The organism is Tropicimonas marinistellae, assembly GCF_001509585.1.
Lineage (GTDB): Bacteria > Pseudomonadota > Alphaproteobacteria > Rhodobacterales > Rhodobacteraceae > Tropicimonas > Tropicimonas marinistellae.
Genome location: NZ_LNCI01000003.1, coordinates 78,933 through 101,327 on the forward strand (window position 1 = coordinate 78,933; position 22,395 = coordinate 101,327).

22 protein-coding genes are annotated in these 22,395 nt (G+C 65.4%); 6 read left to right on the top strand and 16 right to left on the bottom strand.

Annotated elements, in window-relative coordinates; all coding sequences use genetic code 11:
- The first annotated feature begins 34 nt into the window (after positions 1-34).
- Entirely contained in the window at positions 35-496 is a 462-nt protein-coding gene (locus tag ARC39_RS06565; protein WP_078059151.1) for an Lrp/AsnC family transcriptional regulator, read from the top strand.
- A gap of 53 nt (positions 497-549) precedes the next feature.
- Here ARC39_RS06565 and ARC39_RS06570 read toward each other — a convergent pair whose 3' ends face one another.
- The 7 genes from ARC39_RS06570 to ARC39_RS06600 form a co-directional block, all read right to left on the bottom strand.
- Entirely contained in the window at positions 550-933 is a 384-nt protein-coding gene (locus ARC39_RS06570; protein ID WP_068111936.1) for a Na+/H+ antiporter subunit G, read from the bottom strand.
- A 5-nt stretch (positions 934-938) separates the two neighbouring features.
- The gene (locus ARC39_RS06575; RefSeq protein WP_068111939.1) at positions 939-1,208 is read right to left on the bottom strand and encodes a K+/H+ antiporter subunit F; all 270 of its coding nucleotides are present in this window, start codon (positions 1,206-1,208) and stop codon (positions 939-941) included.
- Positions 1,205-1,696 carry a Na+/H+ antiporter subunit E gene (locus tag ARC39_RS06580; protein WP_068113173.1) on the bottom strand — a complete coding sequence of 164 codons (492 nt, stop codon included), beginning with the start codon at positions 1,694-1,696 and terminating at the stop codon, positions 1,205-1,207. The genes ARC39_RS06575 and ARC39_RS06580 overlap by 4 nt, the downstream gene beginning before the upstream one ends.
- Before the next feature lie 16 nt (positions 1,697-1,712).
- A complete protein-coding gene (locus tag ARC39_RS06585) occupies positions 1,713-3,239 on the bottom strand; it encodes a monovalent cation/H+ antiporter subunit D (protein WP_068111941.1) in 1,527 nt (508 codons plus the stop codon).
- Positions 3,236-3,652 (bottom strand): Na+/H+ antiporter subunit C, encoded by a 417-nt coding sequence (locus ARC39_RS06590; RefSeq protein ID WP_068111942.1) that lies wholly within the window; start codon positions 3,650-3,652, stop codon positions 3,236-3,238. The genes ARC39_RS06585 and ARC39_RS06590 overlap by 4 nt, the downstream gene beginning before the upstream one ends.
- Position 3,653: 1 nt before the next feature.
- On the bottom strand, positions 3,654-6,506 hold the full coding sequence (locus ARC39_RS06595) for a monovalent cation/H+ antiporter subunit A (protein WP_068113175.1): 2,853 nt from the start codon (positions 6,504-6,506) through the stop codon (positions 3,654-3,656).
- Between the two features lie 218 nt (positions 6,507-6,724).
- Positions 6,725-7,600 (bottom strand): MurR/RpiR family transcriptional regulator, encoded by an 876-nt coding sequence (locus ARC39_RS06600; RefSeq protein WP_068111945.1) that lies wholly within the window; start codon positions 7,598-7,600, stop codon positions 6,725-6,727.
- 141 nt (positions 7,601-7,741) lie between these two features.
- Between ARC39_RS06600 and ARC39_RS06605 the strand changes: the two genes are divergently transcribed.
- The 3 genes from ARC39_RS06605 (at position 7,742) to ARC39_RS06615 (ending at position 11,871) form a co-directional block, all read left to right on the top strand.
- Positions 7,742-8,704: a TAXI family TRAP transporter solute-binding subunit gene (locus ARC39_RS06605; protein WP_068111948.1), complete on the top strand. Its 963-nt coding sequence runs from the start codon at positions 7,742-7,744 to the stop codon at positions 8,702-8,704.
- Between the two features lie 99 nt (positions 8,705-8,803).
- Positions 8,804-11,431 carry a TRAP transporter permease gene (locus ARC39_RS06610; RefSeq protein WP_068111950.1) on the top strand — a complete coding sequence of 876 codons (2,628 nt, stop codon included), beginning with the start codon at positions 8,804-8,806 and terminating at the stop codon, positions 11,429-11,431.
- 11 nt (positions 11,432-11,442) lie between these two features.
- Positions 11,443-11,871 (top strand): universal stress protein, encoded by a 429-nt coding sequence (locus ARC39_RS06615; RefSeq protein ID WP_068111953.1) that lies wholly within the window; start codon positions 11,443-11,445, stop codon positions 11,869-11,871.
- Between the two features lie 52 nt (positions 11,872-11,923).
- Here ARC39_RS06615 and ARC39_RS06620 read toward each other — a convergent pair whose 3' ends face one another.
- From ARC39_RS06620 to ARC39_RS06635, 4 genes are all read right to left on the bottom strand, one after another.
- Positions 11,924-12,448: a hypothetical protein gene (locus ARC39_RS06620; RefSeq protein WP_068111955.1), complete on the bottom strand. Its 525-nt coding sequence runs from the start codon at positions 12,446-12,448 to the stop codon at positions 11,924-11,926.
- 274 nt (positions 12,449-12,722) lie between these two features.
- Complete coding sequence (locus tag ARC39_RS06625) at positions 12,723-13,640, bottom strand: haloalkane dehalogenase (RefSeq protein ID WP_068111959.1); 918 nt, start codon at positions 13,638-13,640, stop codon at positions 12,723-12,725.
- Between the two features lie 57 nt (positions 13,641-13,697).
- The gene (locus ARC39_RS06630; protein ID WP_068111962.1) at positions 13,698-14,042 is read right to left on the bottom strand and encodes a DMT family transporter; all 345 of its coding nucleotides are present in this window, start codon (positions 14,040-14,042) and stop codon (positions 13,698-13,700) included.
- A 16-nt stretch (positions 14,043-14,058) separates the two neighbouring features.
- A complete protein-coding gene (locus ARC39_RS06635) occupies positions 14,059-14,994 on the bottom strand; it encodes a zinc-binding dehydrogenase (protein ID WP_068111964.1) in 936 nt (311 codons plus the stop codon).
- Between the two features lie 112 nt (positions 14,995-15,106).
- On the opposite strand from ARC39_RS06635, the gene ARC39_RS06640 reads away from it, so the two are divergent.
- Positions 15,107-15,676 (top strand): TetR/AcrR family transcriptional regulator, encoded by a 570-nt coding sequence (locus ARC39_RS06640; protein ID WP_068111966.1) that lies wholly within the window; start codon positions 15,107-15,109, stop codon positions 15,674-15,676.
- Positions 15,677-15,765: 89 nt separating this feature from the next.
- Here the strand turns inward: ARC39_RS06640 and ARC39_RS06645 are convergent, their stop codons facing one another.
- The 5 genes from ARC39_RS06645 to ARC39_RS06665 all read right to left on the bottom strand — a co-directional run bounded on the left by ARC39_RS06645 (position 15,766) and on the right by ARC39_RS06665 (position 21,310).
- Positions 15,766-16,998, bottom strand: a complete 1,233-nt coding sequence (locus ARC39_RS06645) for an efflux RND transporter periplasmic adaptor subunit (protein WP_068111969.1) — start codon at positions 16,996-16,998, stop codon at positions 15,766-15,768.
- Between the two features lie 7 nt (positions 16,999-17,005).
- The gene (locus tag ARC39_RS06650) at positions 17,006-19,297 is read right to left on the bottom strand and encodes an ABC transporter permease (protein WP_236545141.1); all 2,292 of its coding nucleotides are present in this window, start codon (positions 19,295-19,297) and stop codon (positions 17,006-17,008) included.
- 77 nt (positions 19,298-19,374) lie between these two features.
- A complete protein-coding gene (locus ARC39_RS06655) occupies positions 19,375-20,103 on the bottom strand; it encodes an ABC transporter ATP-binding protein (protein ID WP_068111975.1) in 729 nt (242 codons plus the stop codon).
- A 297-nt stretch (positions 20,104-20,400) separates the two neighbouring features.
- Complete coding sequence (locus ARC39_RS06660; RefSeq protein WP_068111977.1) at positions 20,401-20,763, bottom strand: cupin domain-containing protein; 363 nt, start codon at positions 20,761-20,763, stop codon at positions 20,401-20,403.
- Between the two features lie 79 nt (positions 20,764-20,842).
- Positions 20,843-21,310, bottom strand: a complete 468-nt coding sequence (locus ARC39_RS06665; protein ID WP_068111980.1) for an SRPBCC family protein — start codon at positions 21,308-21,310, stop codon at positions 20,843-20,845.
- A gap of 279 nt (positions 21,311-21,589) precedes the next feature.
- Here ARC39_RS06665 and ARC39_RS06670 point away from each other — a divergent pair, with 279 nt between their 5' ends.
- Positions 21,590-22,222, top strand: a complete 633-nt coding sequence (locus ARC39_RS06670) for an ATP-dependent Clp protease proteolytic subunit (RefSeq protein WP_068111982.1) — start codon at positions 21,590-21,592, stop codon at positions 22,220-22,222.
- Positions 22,223-22,395: the final 173 nt, after the last annotated feature.

Genomic DNA, 22,395 nt, shown 5'->3' on the forward strand with positions numbered 1-22,395 from the left:
ACTACCAAATCGAAGGACTGAAGCGGATATGCCTATCGATGCAATTGACCGACGCATCCTCGACGCCCTGATGAAGAATGGCCGGGTTCCGATCGTGGAACTCGCCGAGCAGGTCGGTTTGTCGCCGACGCCCTGTCGCAAGCGTATTGCGCGACTCGAAGAAACCGGCGTGATCGCCCGCTATGCCGCCGTGATCGACAATGAGCGGGCCGGCTTCCCGATCACGGCGTTCGTATCCGTGGAACTGGAGCGGCAGGACTCCGAGGGGCTGGCGCTCTTCGAACGGCGGGTGCTCGAATTCGAGGAGGTCGTGCAGGGCTTCCTGATGACCGGAAGCCAGGATTTCCTGCTTCGCGTTGTCGTCGAGGACCTCCACGCCTTCGAAAGGTTCCTGCAGGACAAGCTGACACGCATCCCCGGCATCCGCTCGGTTCGCTCACGTTTTGCGCTTCGGCAGTTCGTCTGGCGCAACCGATTGCCTGCGGTGTCGAGTTAAAACCGCTCAGAACCGCCGAGCGTCGTAGCGGAAGGGGCGCGCTGGCTCCGATGTCACTTGGTGTCGATGGGCTGCTCGCTGTCGCCGATCTCGTCGTACCCGGCCCAGCCGTATTCTCCGCCGGTTTTCGGGAGGTCGCGCTCCTTCACGTCGCGGTGCATATGCGCCTTGGCGACGAAGTTCGCGGTGATCGGTGCGGTGATGAGCAGGAAGGCGGTGATCAGCAACTCGTGCAGCGAGATCCGATCCAGGAAGACCGCGAAATAGATCATGGACGCGATGAGTACCCCACCGACGCCGAGGGTCGTGGCCTTCGTTGGGGCATGCAGCCGGCGCATCGTGTCGTCGAGCTTCACCAGCCCCCAGGAGCCAAGAAGGCCGAACAGGCCACCGATGACCAGCATGAGCGAGATGACGATTTCCGCGATGAGTTCCATGGGCCTTACTCGATGATGTTGCCGCGCAGGATGAAGCGGCAATAGGCGACGGTGGAGACGAAACCGAACATGGCGATGAGCAACGACACTTCGAAATAGACGGCGGTGCCCGTGAGGATTCCGTAGACGTTCAGCAGCGCGATGGCGTTCACCACCATCGTGTCGAGCGCAAGGATACGGTCGACCACGCCGGGGGCGAAACGGATACGCCAGAGGTTCAGCAGCAGGCCGATGGAGAAGCAGGCCACGGCGAAATAGAGCGCGTAGGTGATCATTCGAAAATCTCCTTCAGGCGCCGTTCGTAGCGATCCTTGATCTCATCGCGGACCGCGTCGGGGTCGTCGGTGTCCAGGCAGTGGACGAGCAGGTGCCCCGCGTCCGCCGACAGCATCGCCGTGACGGTGCCGGGCGTCATGGTGATGGTGCCGGCAAGGATGGTGATGGCCTCCGGCGAGCGGAGTTCGATGGGCACCACGATCCAGCGGCTTTGCGTGTCGGCATTGCTCTTGAACAGGATGATCCGTGCCACCGCGACGTTGGCGACGCAGATGTCCCACAGCACGATCAGGATGTACTCAATGGCCCGCAGCGGGCGGCGCACGCGCGGCCGGTCGGGCCAGAAAGGCTGCGTGACGCCGGGGATCAGGATGCCGAGAATGACGCCGAGCAGGAGATTGCCCGGCGTGATCGTGTTGACCAGCAGCAGCCAGATCATCACCAGGAAGGCGGTGAGTTGCGGGTGCGGAAAGACGCGTCTCAGGATGGCGCCCAGCATGGTTTCAGCCCTCCTCCTGCGGCCCGAGGACGGCCTCGATATAGCGATCGGTGTCCCAAAGCTGGCGTGCGGTGTCCTCCATCGCCTGCATGACCGGACCGGCCGACAGCGTCATGAGCGCGAGGAAGGCCAGCGGGATCGCTGCGCCGGTGAGGGCGAGCGGTTTCAGCGGGTGGGCCGGGATCGGCGTCCCGTCGGGATCGAGGTTCTCGGGGTTGGCGAAATCGGGGTCCAGCGGTTTCCAGAAATAGCGGCTGCCGCGGATCGTGAACCCGACGATCAGCATCAGGGAGGTTGCCAGGATCGTGGTCCAGATAAGCGGCATCCAGGGCAGGTTGCGGCTGGCATCGAGCACCAGCAGTTTGCCGATGAACCCGGTGAGCGGCGGCATGCCGGCAACGGCGATGGTCGCGGTGAAGAAGAGGGTCGCGACGAAACCGCCCGGCGCGCGGATCGTCGGCCCCTGCGAGTCCAGCACGAGATCGACCACCAGGAAGAGCGCGGCGGCGGCAAGGGTGGAGTGGACGAGGTAAAAGAGCGCCGCGGTGGTGGCCTGCGGCGTGTGAAGCGAGATGGCAACGAGCAGCGTGCCCATGGAGGCCAGAACGGCGAAGGCCGCCTGGCGCGGGAGCTGCTTGGCGCCGAGCACGCCCACCGACCCCACGAGGAGCGTGACAAGCGCCACCGGCAGCATCAGGTCGGCGAAGAACTGGCCGACGACATCCGCATCGGGCCCGAAGATCAGCGTGTAGAAGCGCAGGATCGCATAGGCGCCGACCTTGGTCAGGATGGCGAAGAGCGCGGCCACGGGCATCGGCGCGTTGCGGTAGGTGCCGGGCAGCCAGAATTGCACCGGAAAGGCCGCCGCCTTGATCCCGAAGACGATGAGCAGGAGCATCCCGCCCACCAGCAGCAACGCCTGATCGCCGGGGTCGATGTCGCGCACGCGCACCGCCATGTCGGCCATGTTGAGCGTGCCGGTCACGGCGTAGAGCGTGCCCATGGCAAAGAGGAAGAGCGTGGAGCCGGCGAGGTTCATCACCACATATTGCAGGCCGGCGCGCAGGCGCATGCCGCCGCCGGCGTGGATCATGAGGCCGTAGGAGGCGATGAGCAGCACCTCGAAGAAGACGAAGAGGTTGAAGGCGTCGCCGGTGAGGAAGGCGCCATTCACGCCCATGAGCTGGAACGCGAAGAGGGCATGGAAGTGCCACCCGCGCCTGTCCCAGTCGCTGCCCATGGCGTAGAGCACGACCCCGAGCGCAAGCAGCGAGGTGAGCACCAGCATGGTCGCCGACAGCCTGTCGAGCACCAGCACGATGCCGAAGGGCGCCGGCCAGTCGCCCAGGCGGTAGACCTGGATGGTGCCGTCGAGCGCTTGCAGGAAGAGACCGCCGGAGATGGCGATCAGCGCCACCGTGACGACCACCGAGAAGACCCGCTGCAACACGATGTCGTGGCGCATGGCCATGGCCATGACCGCGGCCACCATGGCGGGCATCACGACCGGGGCGACGATCCAGTGGGTCATCCGAAATCTCCCTTGGGAGCCTCGAGGCCCGGTTCTTTCTGGTCCTTCTCCCACGGGATTTCATCGGGATCGGTGTCGAGGTTTTCGGGGCGGCGGCGCAGGTCCACGTGGTCGGTGTCGGATTCCAGGAAGGCGCCGAGGGCGATCAGGACCGCGACCGCCGTCATGCCGAAGGAAATCACGATGGCTGTCAGCACCAGCGCCTGCGGCAGCGGATCGGTATAGCCGATGGCGTATTTGGAATAGATCGGGGGCATGCCGATGGAGAGCCGTCCGCTGGCGAAGAGGAAGAGGTTGACCGCGTAGGTCAGCAGCGCGGTGCCGATGACGACGGAGAAGGTGCGGCGGCGCATGACCAGGTAGAGCCCGCCGGCCGTTTGCAATCCGATGATGATGGCGAGAAGGGCTTCCATCTCAGCGCGTCTCCTCTTCCGGCGGCTCTATGGCGGAGGGGTCGTAGTCCATTGGCGAGACATTCACGGATTCGCCGGTGCGCCGCGCCGAGCGGCTGAGCGAGTAGAGCGCCAGCATCACCGCGCCCACCACGGTCAGGAAGACGCCGAGGTCGAAGCCCATGGCGGTGGCCAGTTCGAATTCCTCGATCGGCGGGAAGTGGACGTAGCCGAAGGCGCTGGTCAGGAAGGGCAGGTTGTTGAACCAGGCGCCGATCCCGGTGAGCCCGGCGATCAGCACGCCCCAGCCGATCAGCCCGTGATAGGGGATGCGGATGCGTTCGGAGGCCCAGGAGAAGCCGGAGGCCATGTATTGCATCAGCAGCGCGATGGCGACGACGAGGCCGGCAATGAAGCCGCCGCCGGGATCGTTGTGGCCGCGCAGGAAGATGTAGACCCCGACCATGAGCGAGATCGGCATCATCAGGCGCGTTGCGATCACCATCATCAGCGGGTGACGGTCCTTCGAGTAGCGCATGTCGTGGACCCAGTTGGCGAGCTTGCGGGAAGCCCGGCCTTCCATCAGCGCCTCTTCCAGCGCGTAGATCAGCAGCGCGGCGATGCCGAGCACGATGATCTCGCCGAAGGTGTCGTAGCCGCGGAAATCCACCAGGATGACGTTCACCACGTTGGTGCCGCCGCCTTCGGGTTTGGAATTGGCGAGGAAGTACCCGGAGATGGAATCCACGTCGCGGGTCATCAGCGCCCATGCCAGCGCGGCGACGGCAACGCCGGCAGAGCCGGCGATAAGCATGTCGCGCCCGACACGCAGAGGGCTCGATTCCCGCGGGGTGTGCTTGGGCAGGAAGTGCAGGGCCAGGAGCATGAGGATGAGCGTCACGACTTCGACCGTCACCTGCGTCATCGCGAGGTCGGGCGCGGAGAGGCGGACGAATATGACGGAGACGATCAGCCCGTTGATGCCGATCAGCACCAGCACCAGCAGGCGAGACCGGTGGTAGGTCATGATCGCGATGGTGGAGGCGGCAACGAGGATCGTGCCGATGTAATCCACCATCGTGGGCGTCAGCATGGCGCGCGTGCCGGGTGTGTGGCTGCCGTAGCTGTAGGCATAGAGGCCGCCGGCGACCGTGACGGCGGCGAATATGGCGAGGTAGCGGGTCAACCGCCCGTCGTGCATGGCGTTGGAAACCTTGCCGCAAGCGGCGTGCAGGCCGCAAATGATCGCCTCGAAGATCGGCTTCGCGTCGGGTTTCGGCGTGGCATGCCACAACCGGTCAAGCGGCGCGAAGGCGACGACGATCAGCAGACCGATGACGGTGGCGATCATGCTCATGATCAGGGCCGGGGTGACGCCGTGCCAGATCTTCAGCTTGTGCAGGTGCAGGTGCTGCCCGGTGGCGGAATCCGCCACAACGTTCAGGAAGTCCCCGACGGTCGCTTGCGGGAATATGCCGATCACGATCACGAGCACCGACAGGAAGGCGGGGGCCGCCCACATGCCGAACGGCGGGTCATGCGGTTTTGACGGGTAATCGTCGCGCACTGGCCCGAGGAAGACATGGGCGATGTAGCGGAAGGAATAGGCGGCCGAGAGACCCGCGCCGATGGTGGCGAGAACCGGCACGATCCACGGGTTGCCGCGCCAATCGGTATGCGCGGCTTCTTCCAGCATCAGTTCCTTGGACAGGAAGCCGTTCAGCAATGGAATCCCCGCCATCGACAAGGCGGTAATGATTGCCAATGTCGCGGTGATCGGCATGAGCGTGCGCAGCCCGCCCAACCGTTTGATGGAACGGGTGTGCGCTTCGTGGTCCACGATTCCGGCGGTCATGAAGAGCGCGGCCTTGAAGACCGTGTGGTTGATGATGTGGAACATCGCCGCCGTCGTGGCGGCCGTGGTGCCGAAACCGAGGAGCATGGTGATGAGGCCGAGGTGGCTGACCGTGGAATAGGCGAGAAGCCCTTTCAGGTCGTCCTGGTAGATGGCGATCTTGGCGCCGATGACCATGGTCAGAAGGCCGGTCGTCGCGACAAGGTAGAACCACCACTCGGTGCCGGAGAGCACCGGCCAGAGGCGCGCCATCAGGAAGAGCCCGGCCTTCACCATGGTCGCGGAATGCAGGTAGGCCGAGACCGGCGTTGGCGCGGCCATGGCGCGTGGCAGCCAGAAATGGAACGGGAATTGCGCCGATTTGGTGAAGGCGCCGAGCAGGATCAGGAGCAGCGCCGGTACATAGAGCGGCGAGGCCTGCACGGCATCCTTCCGCGTCAGGATTTCCGAGATGTCGTAGCTGCCTGCTGCCTCGCCGAGCAGCAGCATGCCCCCGATTAGTGCCAGCCCCCCGAGTCCGGTCGTGGCGAGCGCCATCCGCGCGCCCTGGCGACCGGCGGCGGTGTGTTTCCAGTACCCGATCAACAGGAAGGAGGAGAGCGACGTCAGCTCCCAGAAGATGACCAACATCAATATGTTGTCGGACAGAACGATGCCGAGCATCGCGCCCTGGAAGAGCATCAGATATGTGTAGAACTGCCCCATCGGGTCTTCGCGCGAGAGGTAGAAGCGCGCGTAGAGGATGATCAGCAAACCGATCCCGAGGATCATCGTGGCGAAGAGCAGCCCGAGCCCGTCGAGCATGAAATTGGCGTTGAGACCGAGCAGCGGCATCCAGTCGATCCGGTAGACGACGACCTCGCCGCGCCACACGGCGGTGGAATCGATGATCAGCAGGATCAGTGCCGCCAGCGTGGCCCATCCCGCCGATAGCGCACAGGCGTTCCGACCGGCCCGGATCATCAATCCGGGAAACAATGCGCCGATAAAGGGCAGGGCAGCGATCAGGGCGAGCGTCACTTCGCTTTGCTCGATCACGTCGTTCTCCTCACCGCTCTCCCCCGTTCATGGCCGGCTTTCGCCCGATCCTGAGGGATGCCGCCTGCGGTTCGCGCGGCCTCCCTTCCGGCCAAGTTGTATGTATCTGTCGCCGAAAAGCAAACAGCCTTGGCGGAGTTTAGGGCAGAATCCGGCCTGGAGTGTGGTATTTGGTATGTCACAGGAGGCTTTCTCCCGGCTCACTCGGCCCCGCGGTAGGCGCCGCCGGCCAGACGCCGCGACTCGCGCTGGGCGATTCGGTCGCTGGCGCCATCTGACCGGGCGGTCATTTCAGCCACAAGCGTTTCGGCGAGCAGGAAGTACATCCCGAGGCTGGGCAGCGGTTGGGGGCCGTCCATCGGCAGGCAGAAGGTGATCTCCGCGCCCTTGGCCACGGGCGCAGCGTGACTGTCGGTGAGAGCGATAAGCCGGGCCCGTGTGCGCAGGGCGACCGCATGTGCCCGCAGCACTTCGGAGGAATAGTGGGAATAGGTCACGAGGATCACGACGTCCTGCGGCCCGCAATCCACTATCGAATCGAGCACGCCGCCGGGATCGGCCTGCGGCGGAACGAATGTTTCGAAGGCCATTCGCCCGGTATAGGTCAAATATTGGGCAACCGGAAAACAGCTGCGCACGCCGATGCAGTGAATCGCGCGGGCCGCCAGCAGCAGCGTTACCGCGCGGTCCATCCGTGCGATCATGTCGTCTGAATACAGCGCCTGCGTGTTGGCGACGGCAGAATCGCGAATCCGGGTTGTGAGGTTGTCCGCGCCGTTGGTGCGCAGGTTCGCGGCACGGCGCCCGTAGCTCGGCACGGAGTCTCGCAACGCTGCCTGAAACACCGCGCGACACTGTTCGAAGCCCTTGAAACCAAGGGCTTGGGCGAGGCGCACCACCGTATTTGCGTTGACCGTCGCGCGGTTTGCCAGGCCGCGCACGGAGTGAAACGCAAGCTCCTGCGGATGATCCATGGCCCAACGCGCAAGCGCGGCAACCTGCGGCGAAGCATCGGAGGCCACCGTCCCGAGCCGTTGCCGCAACCTGTCCAGCGTCTCCTCGTGTTCGTCACTCACCCGGTGTCATTCCTTCCAAAAAACTTACCCAACGGCAGCTCCGCGAAACATTTGAGCGCTCGGCTTGACCTTTTTCAATCGTTTGTTTCAGTCTCGCGCCACCGTGCCCATCGCGGGCATCAAACGCAGGGAGTTATTGATATGAGAGAACATCTCGTGGGCGCACTGGTTGCCGCCACCACCGCATTTGCCGGAGCTTCGGCCTTTGCCGAGGAATTCATCTCCATCGGCACCGGCGGTGTGACCGGGGTGTACTATCCGACCGGCGGCGCGATCTGCCGTCTGGTGAACAAGGACCGCAAGGAGCATGGGATTCGCTGCGCCGTGGAGTCCACCGGCGGGTCGGTCTACAACATCAACACGATCAAGAGCGGCGAGCTCGAGTTCGGCGTGGCCCAGTCCGACTGGCAGTTCCACGCGCTCAACGGCACATCGAAGTTCGAAGGCGCGGCCTTCCCGGAACTGCGCGCCATGTTCTCGGTCCATCCCGAGCCCTTCACGCTTCTGGTCCGCGCGGACAGCGGCATCGAGAAGTTCGAGGATATCGCGGGCAAGCGGGTGAACGTCGGCAACCCCGGCTCCGGCCAGCGCGCCACGATGGAAGTCGTGATGGAGGCCTTCGGGATCGGCATGGACGATCTGGCCCTCGCAACCGAGTTCAAGGGCTCGGAGATGGCCAAGGAGATCTGCGACGGCAATATCGACGCGATGATCTACACCATCGGCCACCCGGCCGCGGCGATCAAGGAAGCGACCACCACCTGCGACGTGAAGCTCGTGGACGTGGTCGGCGACCCGATCGACTCGCTGGTAAGCGAGAATTCCTACTACCGCGTCGCGACCATTCCGGGCGGCATGTATGCCGGCAACCCCGACGACACGACGACCTTCGGTGTCGGCGCGACCTTCGTAAGCTCGAGCGCGATCTCGGATGACGTGGCCTATGTGGTTGCCAAGGCGGTGATGGAAAACCTCGACGCCTTCCGCGGCCTGCATCCGGCCTTCGCCAACCTCAAGGCCGAGGAAATGGTCAAGGACGGTCTCAGCGCCCCGCTGCATCCGGGCGCAGAGAAGGCGTACATGGAACTCGGCCTGATCGAGTGACCGCGGCAGCGGCAACCTGACCACAACGACCACGGCGGGCGCCGTTTGAACGACGCCCGCCAACAATAAAAGAAAAACACTTTTTCAGCGGGGACCAGGATGACAGACCAGGCCGGACACGCCAGCGCCGCCCACGATATCGTTGCCGAAGCCGATACCGGCGCCCGAAACCCCGGGGGATGGCAAGCGCGGCTCTTCATCGGCATCTGTATCGTCTGGTCGCTGTTTCAGCTCTACATCGCCTCCAAGCTGCCCGGCGTGCTGGCGCAAAGTACCGGCATCAGCTTCTTCGCGCATCTCGTGACGCAGGCGCGGTTCATTCACCTGGCCTTCGCGCTCACCCTGGCGACGCTTGCCTTCCCGCTCTTCAAGGGCGCGCCGACGGATCGCATCCCGTGGTACGACTGGATTCTCGTCGCGCTGGGGCTGATCTCGACCCTCTATCTCATCGTTTTCCGGCTCGAGATCGCCGACCGGCCGGGCCTCTGGTCGCCCTCGGACATCATGATCTCCGCCATCGGCCTGGTGGTTCTGCTGATCGCGGTCTATCGCTCGCTGGGTCTTCCGCTCGTCGTGATCGCCTCGGCCTTCATCCTCTTCACCTTCTTCGGCGGCTATTCCGAATGGGTGCGGGACCTGACCAATTACGGCGGTTCCTCGCTCTCCAAGGCGCTGGGACACTACTGGATGCAGACCGAAGGCGTCTTCGGCGTGGCGCTCGGCGTCTCCACCACGATGATCTTCCTCTTCGTGCTCTTCGGCGCGCTCCTCGACCGCGCGGGCGGCGGCAACTGGTTCATCAAGGTCGCCATCGCGCTCCTGGGCGCGCTGCGCGGCGGACCGGCGAAGGCCTCCGTGCTCTCCTCGATGATGACGGGCATGATCTCCGGCTCCTCCATCGCCAACACCGTGACCACCGGCACCTTCACCATCCCGCTGATGAAGCGCATCGGCTTTCCGGCCGAGAAGGCCGGTGCCGTCGAGGTGGCCTCCTCCACCAATGGCCAGCTTACCCCGCCCGTCATGGGGGCGGCGGCCTTCCTGATGGTGGAATACGTCAACATCCCCTACATCGACGTGGTCAAGCACGCCTTCCTGCCGGCGGTGATCTCCTACATTGCGCTCTTGTACATCGTCCATCTGGAAAGCCTGAAGATGGGCCTGCAAGGGCTTGAGAAACAGGGGCGAAAGATCGGGGTGATCCTGATCGTTCTGCTCATGCTGACCGGCTTCCTGTGCCTTGCGGCGATCACCTTCGTCGTCGCGCTGCTGCGCGGCGTGCTGGAGCCGGTGATGGGGGACGGGTCGCTCTACATGAGTGTCGCGTTGCTCGGGCTGGCCTACGTGGCACTCGTCTGGGTGGCCTCCAGGTATCCCGATATCGAGGTCGACGACCCCGAAAAGGCGCCGGTCGCGCCGCGGCTGACGCCGACACTGGTGGGCGGCGCCTATTTCGCGCTGCCGATCTTCGTGCTGGTCTGGAACCTCATGGTGTCGTCGTCGACGCTCGACCGGTTGTCACCGGCGCTCTCCGCCTTCTGGGCGACAATCGCGATGGTCTTCATCGCGCTCACACACCGTCCGCTCAAGGCGATGTTCCGCGGCGAGGGCTTCGGCGGGGAGTTGGTCGAAGGGTTCGGTGATTTCATCCAAGGCCTGATCGCGGGCGCGCGCAACATGATCGGCATCGGCGTGGCCACCGGCGCGGCCGGTATTATCGTGGGTACGATCAGCCTGACCGGGGCGCACCAGGTGATCGGCCAGGTGATCGAGGTGATCTCCGGCGGAAACCTGATGGTGCTGCTGTTCCTGGTTGCGGTGCTGTCGCTGATCCTCGGCATGGGTCTGCCCACCACGGCGAATTACATCGTGGTCTCCTCGCTCATGGCGCCGGTCATCGTCACCGTTGGCGCACAGGCGGGGCTGGTGGTGCCGCTGATCGCGGTGCACATGTTCGTCTTCTACTTCGGCATCCTCGCCGACGATACGCCACCGGTGGGGCTTGCGGCCTATGCGGCGGCGGCCATCAGCCGGGGCGATCCGATCATGACGGGTGTTCAGGGCTTCATGTACGACATCCGCACGGCGCTCCTGCCGTTCCTGTTCATCTTCAACACCGACCTGCTGCTGATCGACGTTGGGTTCTTCAAGGCGATCATGGTGTTCTGCGTCTCGCTGGTGGCGATGCTGCTGTTCGCGGCGGCCACGCAGGGGTATTTCTTCGCCAAGTCGCGGCTGTGGGAAACGGCGGTGTTGCTGCTGATCGCCTTCATGCTGTTCCGGCCGGGATTTTTCCTCGACAAGCTGGAGGAACCGTTCATGGATGTCAGCGGCGAGGCGGCGCTTGCCGCTGCCGCGGAGCTCGATGACGGGCAGTCGGTGCGACTGATCATCGACGGGCCGGATTACGACACCGGCGAGCCACGCGCCACAACCATCGTCATCCCGGCGGTTGCGGGCGATACCGAGGCGGCGCTTGCCGCGCAGGGACTCGCGCTTCTGCCGGAGGGGGATACGCTGGTGATGGAGGAGCCGTTCTTCGGCACGCCCTTCTTCGAGGAACTGGCGAACCAGTACGATTTCTACGGCGACAGCCCGGTCGTGATCGACCACATGCAGATCGAGCGGGACCGCATGCCGAAGGAACTCTTCTTCATCCCCGCATTCATCCTGCTGGCCGGCATCGTCCTGATCCAGCGCCGCCGCGCCACCCAGCCGGCCTTCTGAGGAGACCCGAGATGTACAGCTCGATTCTGGTTGCCATCGACCTCAACGACGGCGCCGGCGCACACAGGGTGGCCGAGGTGGCCTTTCGGCTGGCGAAGGACCACAATGCCGGACTGCATATCATCAACGTCATCCCCGATTTCGGCATGTCCATCGTCGGCTCCTATTTCAGCGCCGACCAGACGAAGAAGATGGTGGAGGATGAGCGCCGGAAGTTCGAGGCCTGGGCGAAGGCCGAGGTGCCGGACGACATCGACTACGACCTGACGGTGATCAAGGGGCATGTCTACGACAACATCCTGAAGACGGCGGAGCGGATCGGGGCGGATGTGATCGTGCTCGGCTCCCACAAGCCGGAGCTGGAGGATTACCTGCTCGGCCCCAATGCCGCGCGCGTGGTGCGGCATGCCAAGCAATCGGTCTTCGTTGTGCGGGGATAGGGCGACCTGGGGGCACGCGTTCGGCCAGTCGCGGGCGGCGCTGCCCGCTGTCTTACCGCTCGGCCAAGAAGGAGGCGGGCAGGGACGTCCTGATCCCGTGGAAGAAGAGGTCGATCTCCAACGCCAGACCCACCTCGAAGTCATTGAGTTCAGGTCCACTCCACCGGTGCTGCTCGAGGCGCGCTAGGAAGTCACGGCGTGTCTGCTCGTCGCGCGGCTCCAACGGCAGGGTTTCGGCGGCGCGCAGCAGGTCGATGCGCTTGTGGACCTCGCGCATGCCCGAGAAAGCCTCCATCATCAGGCGCAACAGGCGCGGGTCCGTCTGCCAGGACTGACCTGCAAAGACCTCCTGAACGACACGGTTTCCGGCGCCGAGGCAATCGTAGGCAACGCAGCCCGGGAAGCCCGCCTGCTTCAGCCTGTCGTGGATTGTGCAATCGTGTCCCGAGAGGTTCCGGCAGGGTTCGCCCGGGTTCTTGTCAAACGCGAAATCCTTGCCCTTGTCGAAGGCCAACACGACACAGCACAGAGCCGCGCATTTCGAACAATCCGTCTTGAGATGGTCAGTCTGAGGCATTGGGGACAATCGGCTTTCACTGGTCCGCCCGAGGCGGGGCTTCGGGCTGCCGTATCCCGCGGAACGCCTGCCGAATGCAAGGTCCGGCGGATGTGTTCGGCGCCTGGCCCATGGGCGCACCGGGCGGCTGCCAGCCTGCCGAGACGGAACGCATCGCTTTGCGCAGGGGAGGGGCGGGCGCAAGTGTCCCCCGAGTTGCGCCCGCATCGCGGCTGCGGGCCGGGAGCGACGCCAATGATCCGGGGCGGCGCTCTTCCCACGCAGGTTGCTTCGGTCAGGTCTTCGCCTGTTCCCGCGCGAACCCGAAGGCGTCCAGCGCACGTTCGGCGACCTCGACGCCGTGTTCCTGCACGAAATGCCCTGCCTGGGGGACCTCCATCGGGTCGGGACAGCCACGGATCACCGTCTGCATGTAGCGCATGACGTTCGGGCCGAGCATCTCGTCCTGCATGCCGATCGCCATGAAGCTTTCGCCCTCCCACGCCTCGGACCAGAACTTGCCGGCTTTCTGCGAGATGGCGACGCCCGGGGCGTCCATCGTTGTGGCGACCATCTGCGGAAAGCGGCGCACGCCGGCCTTGTACCGCTGATCCGGGAAGGGCGCTGCATAGGCTTCGGCTTCGGCCGCGGTGAGTTCGGGGGCGTATTTCTGCATGATCGCCGCGAGCGGCACGTCCGGGTCCGCGGTGATCGTGGCCTTCCATTCATCGAAGGCGGGGTTGTTGGCCGGTCCGGCCATGAGCGCGGTGTTCATGATGAGCAGGCGCTTGAAGCGTGCCGGCATGTCCATCGGCAGGGTCAGGCCAAGCAATCCGCCCCAATCCTGGCAAACCAGCGTGACGTTGTGCAGATCGAGCCGCTCGATCAGGGCCAGCATGTAGTTGCGGTGGAATTCGAAGTGATAGGTCGCATCGTCGGCCGGCTTGTCGGAACGACCGAATCCGAGCCAGTCGGGTGCGATGACCCGCACGCCGGCCCCGGCAAAGATCGGGACCATCTTGCGATAGAGGTAGCTCCAGGTGGGCTCGCCGTGCAGGCAGAGAAAGACCTCCCCGGCGTCACGCGGACCCTCGTCGAGGTAGTGGCCGCGCAGGCCCTCGTAGCCGGGCAGGTCGTCAATGTAATGCGGGGCGAAATCGTAGTCCGGCAGGTTCTCGAACCTTGCGTCGGGCGTGCGGAGGGCTTCGATCATGGGTCTACCTGTGCGTGAAGTATTGGTTTGGACGAGGGGTTTGGGTGGCACATTGCGTCAGTGCGCCGCCGTGTCCGACAGCGTGTTGAGCACAACAACCCCGGTGACGATGAGCCCGACGCCGGCCACTCCGGCAAGGTCAAGCTTCTGTCCGAAGACGACGAAGCCGAGCAACGCGACCAGCACGATGCCGAGGCCCGCCCACATCGCATAGGCGATGCCGAGGGGGATGGCCTTGAGCGCGAGCGTCAGGAAATAGAACGAGGCCCCGTAGAAGACGACCATGAGCCCGGTCGGCAGGACTTCGGTGAATTGCTCCGATCTCTGGAGGAAGGCGGTGCCCGTCACCTCGAAAAGAATGGCGAGTGTGAGGGCAATGTAGGGATGGACGAGGAAATGCATGGGCGTTCTCCTTTGGTCACTGCATCCGCAGAACGGTTCGCCCGATCCGTCCGGGCGTTTTCAGGGTTTCGAAGGCGGCGCGATACTCTTCGAGCGGGAATTCCCGGACGTGGCCCGTTTCCAGCGCACCGGTTGCGGCCTGGCGGGCAAGCTCCGTAAGCAGGGCGCTGTTGCCCCGGTCCACATAGAGTTTCCCGGTCTTCTGTGCGCGGATGGGATTCGCCGCGATGGAACGAGCATTCTTCACCGGGTCCGCCGGCACGAAGACGCCCCGCGGCGCCAGGAGATGCCGGACATCGCGGAAACGATATCGCGCCGAGAGATCGAGTGCCGCGTCGAAGGGGCCGGCGATGTCGGAGAGCGGCGTCTCGCGGTAGTCGAAGACCCTCTCGGCCCCGAGCGCCGTCATGACGCGCTGCCCGGCGGGCCCGGCAAGCCCGGTGACGCTGGCACCGAAGTTGCGCGCAATCTGGATGGCAAAGACCCCAAGCCCGCCGCTGCCGCCGATGATGAGAACCGTCTGGCCCGGCCTGAGCCGCGCAACATCGCGCAATGCCACAAGGCTTGTCTGCGCGGCGAGCGGAAAGGCGGCGGCTTCGGCGAAGCTCATGCCCTCGGGGATCGCCGCGACCCAGCCCTCCGGCACACTGATCACCTGCTGGTGGGTTTTCGGGCCTTTGATGAGGTGCGTGTATCCGAACACGTGGGCGCCGTCCGGGAACCGCGCGCTGCCCTCCACGACGAGTCCCGAGAACTCCAGCCCGGTGCGTTCCGGTGACTTCGCGCCGTAGAGCCGGAAGTAGAGGTCGAAACCGCCGTTGACGATGTCGAGATCGGTGGGGTTCACCGAGGCGTGCTGGACCCGCACCTTGACCTGGCCTGTGCCGCGTACCGGTGCCTTCTGCCTCTCGACGAGCGACAGCGCACGCTTGGTGGTGTGAACGGCTTTCATTTCGGCGCTCCCTAGGTCACTTGACCCAATTCGTGCTGAGTTAGGTCAATTGACCTTATGCGTCAAGGGGGATATGTGCATCCGGAAAACGACAGAACGCCGGGGTGTGCGCATGGCCTCGCAGGACCGCAAGACATTGATCCTCGATGCAACGGAAGCGCTGCTTCTGGAAATCGGCAATGCCGAGCTGACGATGCGCAAGGTGGCGTCCCGCGCGGGGATCAGCCTGGGCAACCTGCAATATCATTTCTCGACACGCGAAGACCTGCTGCTGGCGCTGCTGCTGCGCTTCCTTGAGCCCTACGAGGCCAATCTGAACCGGCGCGCGGCCGACGGGTCGGCTGACCTGACCGAGACGCTGCACAGCCTGTTCCGCGAGGTCCTGACGCATCCGGATTTCGACCGCTATTCGGTCATTTTCAAGGAAATCTGGGCCGCCGCGACCCATTCGGCCGACATCCGGGCTGCGCTTGACGCCTATTACGTGCGTCTCGCCGCGTTCTACCGGTCCTTCCTGGAAGGGGCCGGCGCGGACGCGTTGCAGGCCGAGCGCGCCGTGCTGATCCTTCTGCCGCTGCTGGAGGGCTCTTGCGTGACGCGGAAGGCCATCGGCAGGCCTGCCGAAGACCTCGCCGCCATCTGGGCGGAAGCCTTTGCCCTTATCCTTGGGCAGAAGGGCTAGCGGCGGGCCAGCGCCGTGCGAGAGAGCCACGGGGTCCGGTGCACAAGTCAAACGGCACAGGCAAATGTGCGCCTGCGGTGAACGGCTGGTCAGTTGGTCGGGCGTTGGGCGACCTTGGTGCCCTCTGCCAGCCCCGGTGCGGGGTAGAGGATGATACGTTCGCCCGGCTCCAGCCCGCCGGCAACGGAGGCTTCCAGCCCGTTCGACCGTTCGACGGCCACCTCGCGCAGGACGGCGCGGCCGTCCTTAACGGCAAAGACCGAGACCCCGCCGTTGGTGCGGAAGAGGGCGCTGGCCGGGACGATGGTTGCATCGGGTTTCTCCCATGTCACGATGCGGACCTCGACGCGGAAGCCGTGACCGAGGGCGGCGCGGGCCTCCGGCGGGTCGGTCAGTTCGATGCGGGCATTCACGCGCTGCTCTTCGACGCCGAGCGCGGAGTATTTCGTGAAGCCCCAGGGATCGACCCGCACCACCTCACCGGACAGCGGCTGCGGCCCGCCCCACTTGTCGACAATGACCCGGTCGCCCACCTCGACCTGCACGGCATCGGTGGAGAGAAGCTCGACCACCACTTCGAGATCGTCCTCGATATTGCCGATTTCCATGATCGGCGTGCCGACGGGCAGGGTCGTCTCGCTTTTCTGCATCACCTGCAGGATCCGGCCGGTCGCGGGTGCAAAGAGCGGCGTCGCCTTCTCGGTGTTGATCTGCAGCGCGGTCGCAAGCCCGTGATCGTCGAACCCGATGAGCTGCGCACGGGCGTTCTCCACCTCGGCCTCGCGCATGGAGATCGCCGCCTGTGCCGTGTCGAGGGCGGCCTGCGCGGCGCGTGCCGTCCCCTCGGCCCGCTCCAGCGCGGCCCTCGCAAGGGTGCCGGTGCTGGCCAGCTGCTTGGCGCGCTCCAGGTCGGATTGCGCGAGGTCGTCGTCGGCGATTGCCTTGTTGAGGTCCGCGCGTGCCACCCTGAGGGCCGCTTCGGCGGCAGTGACCGCGGCGCGGGCCTGTTCGCGGGTGCGGATATCCAGCGCCGAGGGGTTCGTCGGCAGCATGTGGGCGACGACCGTGGTGCCGCGGATGACCTCGTCTCCGGGTTCCACCGCGACGCGGAGCAACCGGCCGGTGACGGGTGTGGAGACGACATAGGGGTCGTGCACCCGCGTGCGGGCTTCCTCGTCGATGGTCACCACCATGGGGCCGCGGGTGACGTCGCCGATATCCACCAGCATCGCCCGCGGCCAGAAGGCGAAGGTGATCGCCCCGGCGACCAGTGCCAGCAGCGCCACGGTGAGCAACCTGCGTGCGCGTTTCTTGCCTGCCATTTCTCCCTCACTCCCTCGTCTTCAGCGCGGTCACAAGCTCCACGCGGTCGAGATCCCGTTTCACCAGCCAGCCGGAAAAGGCGGCGCTGGCCAGCACCGCCAGCGCCGCCGAGCCGACCGACCGGGCATCGAACATCAGCGGGATCGAATAGACCTCGGTGGAGAAGGCCGCCGAGACCGCGGCGGCCATGCCGTATCCCATGGCCGCGCCCAGTGGCAGGGCGGCCAGCGTCACGAGCCCCAGCTCGCCGAGCAGAACGAATGCCGCTTCTCCGCGCGAAAAGCCGATCACGCGCAGGCTCGCCAGATCGTGCACGCGTTCGGCAAAGGCGATGCGGGCGGAATTGTAGACGATGCCGAAGGTGACGATGCCCGCGATCCCCAGCATGATGAAGCGCATCGCGCCCATGCCGCTGTCCATCATCGACTGGATCGAGTTGCGCACGTCGGATTTCAGCGCCACACCGGCGACGCCCGGCATGTTCTTGACCGCCGTGAGAACGTCGTCCTGCACGGCGCTGTCAATCCTCAGGAAGGCGCCGGAGATGCGGCCCGGCTCCTTGAGCGCAGCGTTCAGCGCATCGAGGTTCATATAGGCAGGGGCGCCCAGCAGGCTGTCGGCGACAGCCACCACCGGGATGCGGAGCTCCGGCCGCCGGCCTTCGTGGACCTCCGCGGTCACCACATCGCCGGGCTGGGCGTGCAGCACCCGCGCCAGCGTCGTCGACAGGACGATGCCCTCCGGCGGCAGGGTCAGCGGGCGTTGCTTGTCGTCCACGGCGCGGCTCAGCCGCGGGGCGGCGATCATGCCGTTGATCGCGCCGCGGTGGGTGTAGCGGTTATGGCGCAGTTCGACGGAGACGTTGCGCACCGGCTCCACCTCCTGGATGCCGGGCAGGCGGCCGAGCTCGTAGGCGACCTTGTCGGACATCGCATGGGTGAACGAGACCTGGGCGTCGGAGCGGTCCAGCACCGTGAAGCCCAGGTCGATGGACTCGGAGAAGCCCGCCTGCACGCCGATCATGCCCACCGACAGTGCCATGCCGGTGGCGATGCCGACAGCGCCGCCGGCCATCCGGCCCGGTTGCCGTTGCAACCGGCGCAGCACCATCCGCCCCGGCTGGTCGAGCATCCGGGTCCAGAGGCGGCCGAGCCGGCCGGTGGCGCTGTAATCGGCGGGGGCGGGGGGGCGCATTGCCACGGCGGGCGCCAGCCGGAACACCCCGCGCAGAACGCCGAAACCGCCCGCGCAGGCCGCCAGCACGGAGGTGACGAAGCCAATGACGAAACTCTTGGGATCGAGCTGAAAGACGAGAAACGGAAACTTGTAATAGTCCTGGTAGACCCCCGCCATCGCGCGCCCGGCGGCGATGCCGCCGAGCGAGCCGGAGATGGCCCCGACCACGGCGATGCTCAGCATCAGTTTCAGGTAGTGTGCGGAGACCTCCCAGTCGCTGTAGCCGAAGGCCTTGAGCAGGCCGATTTCCTCGCGTTCGGCCTGCACGATGCGGTTGACGACGATATAGAGCAGGAAGGCGGAGACTCCGAGGAAGATCGGCGGCACCGCGACGGCGTTCTTCCGGCCGCCCTCGATTTCCTCGGTGATGAAGAAGTTGGACGGAAGGTCCTTGAGTGCATAGGCGCCGAGCCCGCCCTGCGGGTCGAGCACGCGGTCGACCGCATCCAGAACCGTGTGGACATCCGCGCCGCGTTCGAGGCCGATCAGCGCCTCGTTGAAGGCACCCTGCAGGTCGTAGGCAGCTTCCAGCGACGACCGGCTCATCCAGATGACCGCGAAGCGGGCGTCGTCGGGCACGATTTCGCCGGGCGCCGTTGTATAGAGGAACTCCGGGCTTTGCGCGAGGCCGGTGACGCGGAACGTGTGCCGCGCGCCGTTCATCGTCGCCGACAACCGGTCGCCCGGGCCGAGCCCGCGGGCGTTGGCGAAGCCCTTCAGCAGCAGGATTTCCTCGCCGCGTTCGGGGGCGGGCAGCCGCCCCTCGGCGAGGTAGATGTCGTTGAGCCGCGCCGGCCCGTGGTCGGGCAGGGAGACGGCCTGGGCCCGGACCGGGACGACCTCGCCCGCGATGTCGATCAGGGCGGAGCCGTTTACCCGCCCTTCGACGGCTGCCACGCCCGGGATCTCCGCAAGACGTTCCAGGAAACGGTCCGGCGCACGTTCCACCGGCGCGAAGACCTCGGCGAGGCGGTAGCGGTCGTAATAGGCCTGCTTGGTCTCTTCCAGCGTGTTCACGAGACCGGTCATCATCACCAGCATGAGCACGCCGAGGGCGATCACCGCCGCAATCGCGATTGCCTGGCCCTTGATGCGCCACAGGTCGCGCAGGAGCTTGCGGTCGAGCGGGGAGAGGACGCCTACCATGCGATTTCCTCGGGCGAGAGCCGCGTGTCATTCCGTTCGACCGAGCGTATCGCGCCATCGGCGAAGTGAATGACCCGGTGTGCCATCGCCGCCGTCGCCGCCGCGTGGGTGACCATGAGGACGGTGGTGCCGAGCGTCCGGTTCACGTCGTTCAGCACCCTGAGAACGGCGCGGCCGGTGGTGCTGTCGAGCGCACCGGTGGGTTCGTCGCAGAACAGCACGTCGGGTTGCTTGGCGACGGCGCGGGCAATGGCGACCCGCTGTTGTTCGCCGCCGGACATCTGGGCCGGGAAATGGTGCCGCCGTTCGCCGAGGCCGACGAGGTGCAGGGCCTCGGCCGGGTCCATCGGGTTGCGGGCGATCTCGGTGACGAGCTCGACATTTTCCTCGGCGGTGAGCGAGGGCATCAGATTGTAGAACTGGAAGACGAAACCGACGTGATCGCGCCTGTAGCGGGTCAGCTCGCTGTCGGTCATGTCGGTGAGGTCGGCGTCGCGGAACCGGGCGCGGCCGGTGCTGGCACGGTCGAGCCCGCCGAGGATATTGAGCAGGGTGGATTTGCCCGACCCGGAGGCGCCGAGCAGGACGATCAGTTCCCCGCCCGGGACAACGAGATCGACCCCGCGCAGGGCATGCACGGCCGCTTCCCCCTCCCCGTAGGTCTTGGTCAGGGCCTCGGTCTGGTAGGTCGGTCGCGGCGAGGGATCGGCTTGCAGGGACATGACCGCACCTCCTGTGCTCACAGGTATGTGAGAGGTCCGGGCATGGCAAGGCGGCCAAGTGCGGGTTTTCCCGGCAGGCGCCGCCGAACGCAGCTCCGGACGGGAGGGCTCCCGCCGGCATCCTCCCCCTTGCGGGGTCGGAAGCCGTTTGGGCGGGGCGCCCTTCGGGCGCAGCCGCGCGCATGCGCGCGGCCCGGCCCAACGGGAGGAGGTGCATCTGTGATGCAGCGACGACGGGCGGGAGATCTACCGGACCTGTCCCGGCCGGCCACCGATGCGGAGCGGGCCGCCGCGACGCTACAGCTGGACGATTGCCAGTTCCACGTTTTCGCTTCCGATCACCGAGGACACATGGCCCGTTCCCGAGATGTCTTCCATCTGCCAGATGCCGCCCGGGCCGATCTCCCGGACCTCGCCGCTGCCCGCCTCCACGCGCATGCGCCCGGCCAGGCAGAAAGCGACCTGGCGCTTGGGAGACGGGTGCTGCTGCCCGCGCCAGCCGGCTGGCAGAACGAGATAGAGCAGCGCGCTCGCCGGTTCGGCCTCCGATACCGGCATTGGCGGTGCGGGCGGCGCGAAGTCGCTCGCGGACATCGCGATGGCCCGATCGGTGAAATACGAGATCCCTGCCTCGTCTTCGCTCAGATGAAGTACTTGCATGCCATCTCCCTGCTACCTCCCGCACGAAATCCGTGCCGACATGTCTTCGTCGCGATGATCGTAGCAGAAATCTCGCGGCTCAGCGCGTGTCGCATGCCAGAAGAAAGGCTTCTCCGAGCACGAAGTCCCACCCTTCGTCGTAATTCGACGCGGCGGCTTCGCCGGCGACCCCCAGGCGTTCGAAGCCGCGGTGCGTGAGGTCGACGCGACTTCCGCCGTCACCGGTATCGGAGAAGGACACGTCGATCTGTGTCGCTTCCGCGCGGCGCCGGCCGACGTACCAGTCCAGGGCCAGCCGCCGTCCCGGCTCCCAGATTGTGATGGTCGCCCATTCCGCGACATCGCCATCATGCCGGATCTCGCGAATCCGTCCGCCGGTATGCGGCTGCAGCGTGACGCCGCGCGGTTGCTTGCCTTCGGAGGCCGACATGGAATGCGATCGCAGCGGCCACCATTCCGGCATATCGCGCGTGAACCGATCAAAGGCTTCGGATGCGGAGATCGGGACGCGGATGGACTTGCGGACATTTGGCAGGGTCTCGGGCATTTTGCACTCCGTGTGTCTGGAACTGGAAGCTCCGTGCGGTGTCGGGAACGTGTGGAAACCGGGACGGCACCGGCCGGTCCGATCGAGCGATCTGGAACGTGATCCGGGTTCCGTAGGGTAAGTCCCGTTTGGCGTGCGAGTCAAATGGGCATCGGGACTCCTGCGGGAAACCATGGTTCGGACCTGCCCTTGCAGCCCCCCTTGGCCGATACTAAGACTCTGGGAGAAAACCGCAGCGGCGTTTGCGCGAGCGACCGCCCCCCACCGAGGCAGATTCCCATGAAAGATCCCACCGAGACCTACATGAACCTCGTCCCGATGGTCGTCGAACAGACCAGCCGCGGCGAACGGGCCTACGACATCTTCTCGCGCCTGCTGAAAGAGCGCATCATCTTCGTGAATGGCCCGGTGCACGACGGCATGAGCCAGCTCATCGTCGCGCAGCTCCTGCATCTGGAGGCCGAGAACCCGTCCAAGGAAATCTCGATGTATATCAACAGCCCCGGCGGTGTCGTGACCTCGGGCCTGTCGATCTATGACACGATGCAATACATCAAGCCCAAGGTGTCGACGCTCGTCGTGGGGCAGGCGGCGTCCATGGGCTCGCTGCTGCTGACCGCAGGTGAAGCGGGCATGCGTTTCTCGCTGCCCAACAGCCGGATCATGGTGCACCAGCCCTCGGGCGGCTACCAGGGCCAGGCGACGGATATCATGATCCACGCCCAGGAAACCCAGAAGCTGAAAGACCGCCTTAACCAGATCTATGTGAAGCATACCGGGCAGACGCTGAAGAAGGTCGAGGCGGCGCTGGAGCGCGACAATTTCATGTCGCCCGAGGAGGCGAAGGAATGGGGCCTGATCGACGAGATCGTCGAGAGCCGGAAGACGCCGGAAGAGACGGCGGAGGGCTGAGTCGCGCCGGTTGGGCGGTGTGGCCGGCCAGTGGCGCCGTGCCGCCCGCCCACATTTGGGCATTGTGCACCGGTTGGGCGTGCCATAGTCTTTGCGGGACGAGGAAAGTGGAACTTTACCCAAGAGGGACCGCAGGGGCGGTTGGGACAACGGGCGACAGGCCCTAGAGGATT

Bases quoted from the DNA above. Each gene is read 5' to 3' on its own strand.
- ARC39_RS06585 (WP_068111941.1), bottom strand. From the start codon at position 3,239: ATGACCCACTGGATCGTCGCCCCGGTCGTGATGCCCGCCATGGTGGCC.
- ARC39_RS06575 (WP_068111939.1), bottom strand. From the start codon at position 1,208: ATGATCACCTACGCGCTCTATTTCGCCGTGGCCTGCTTCTCCATCGGC.
- ARC39_RS06665 (WP_068111980.1), bottom strand. From the start codon at position 21,310: ATGCCCGAGACCCTGCCAAATGTCCGCAAGTCCATCCGCGTCCCGATC.
- ARC39_RS06655 (WP_068111975.1), bottom strand. From the start codon at position 20,103: ATGTCCCTGCAAGCCGATCCCTCGCCGCGACCGACCTACCAGACCGAG.
- ARC39_RS06615 (WP_068111953.1), top strand. From the start codon at position 11,443: ATGTACAGCTCGATTCTGGTTGCCATCGACCTCAACGACGGCGCCGGC.
- ARC39_RS06590 (WP_068111942.1), bottom strand. From the start codon at position 3,652: ATGGAAGCCCTTCTCGCCATCATCATCGGATTGCAAACGGCCGGCGGG.
- ARC39_RS06640 (WP_068111966.1), top strand. From the start codon at position 15,107: ATGGCCTCGCAGGACCGCAAGACATTGATCCTCGATGCAACGGAAGCG.
- ARC39_RS06610 (WP_068111950.1), top strand. From the start codon at position 8,804: ATGACAGACCAGGCCGGACACGCCAGCGCCGCCCACGATATCGTTGCC.
- ARC39_RS06570 (WP_068111936.1), bottom strand. From the start codon at position 933: ATGGAACTCATCGCGGAAATCGTCATCTCGCTCATGCTGGTCATCGGT.
- ARC39_RS06670 (WP_068111982.1), top strand. From the start codon at position 21,590: ATGAAAGATCCCACCGAGACCTACATGAACCTCGTCCCGATGGTCGTC.
- ARC39_RS06645 (WP_068111969.1), bottom strand. From the start codon at position 16,998: ATGGCAGGCAAGAAACGCGCACGCAGGTTGCTCACCGTGGCGCTGCTG.
- ARC39_RS06660 (WP_068111977.1), bottom strand. From the start codon at position 20,763: ATGCAAGTACTTCATCTGAGCGAAGACGAGGCAGGGATCTCGTATTTC.
- ARC39_RS06625 (WP_068111959.1), bottom strand. From the start codon at position 13,640: ATGATCGAAGCCCTCCGCACGCCCGACGCAAGGTTCGAGAACCTGCCG.
- ARC39_RS06620 (WP_068111955.1), bottom strand. From the start codon at position 12,448: ATGCCTCAGACTGACCATCTCAAGACGGATTGTTCGAAATGCGCGGCT.
- ARC39_RS06635 (WP_068111964.1), bottom strand. From the start codon at position 14,994: ATGAAAGCCGTTCACACCACCAAGCGTGCGCTGTCGCTCGTCGAGAGG.
- ARC39_RS06630 (WP_068111962.1), bottom strand. From the start codon at position 14,042: ATGCATTTCCTCGTCCATCCCTACATTGCCCTCACACTCGCCATTCTT.
- ARC39_RS06605 (WP_068111948.1), top strand. From the start codon at position 7,742: ATGAGAGAACATCTCGTGGGCGCACTGGTTGCCGCCACCACCGCATTT.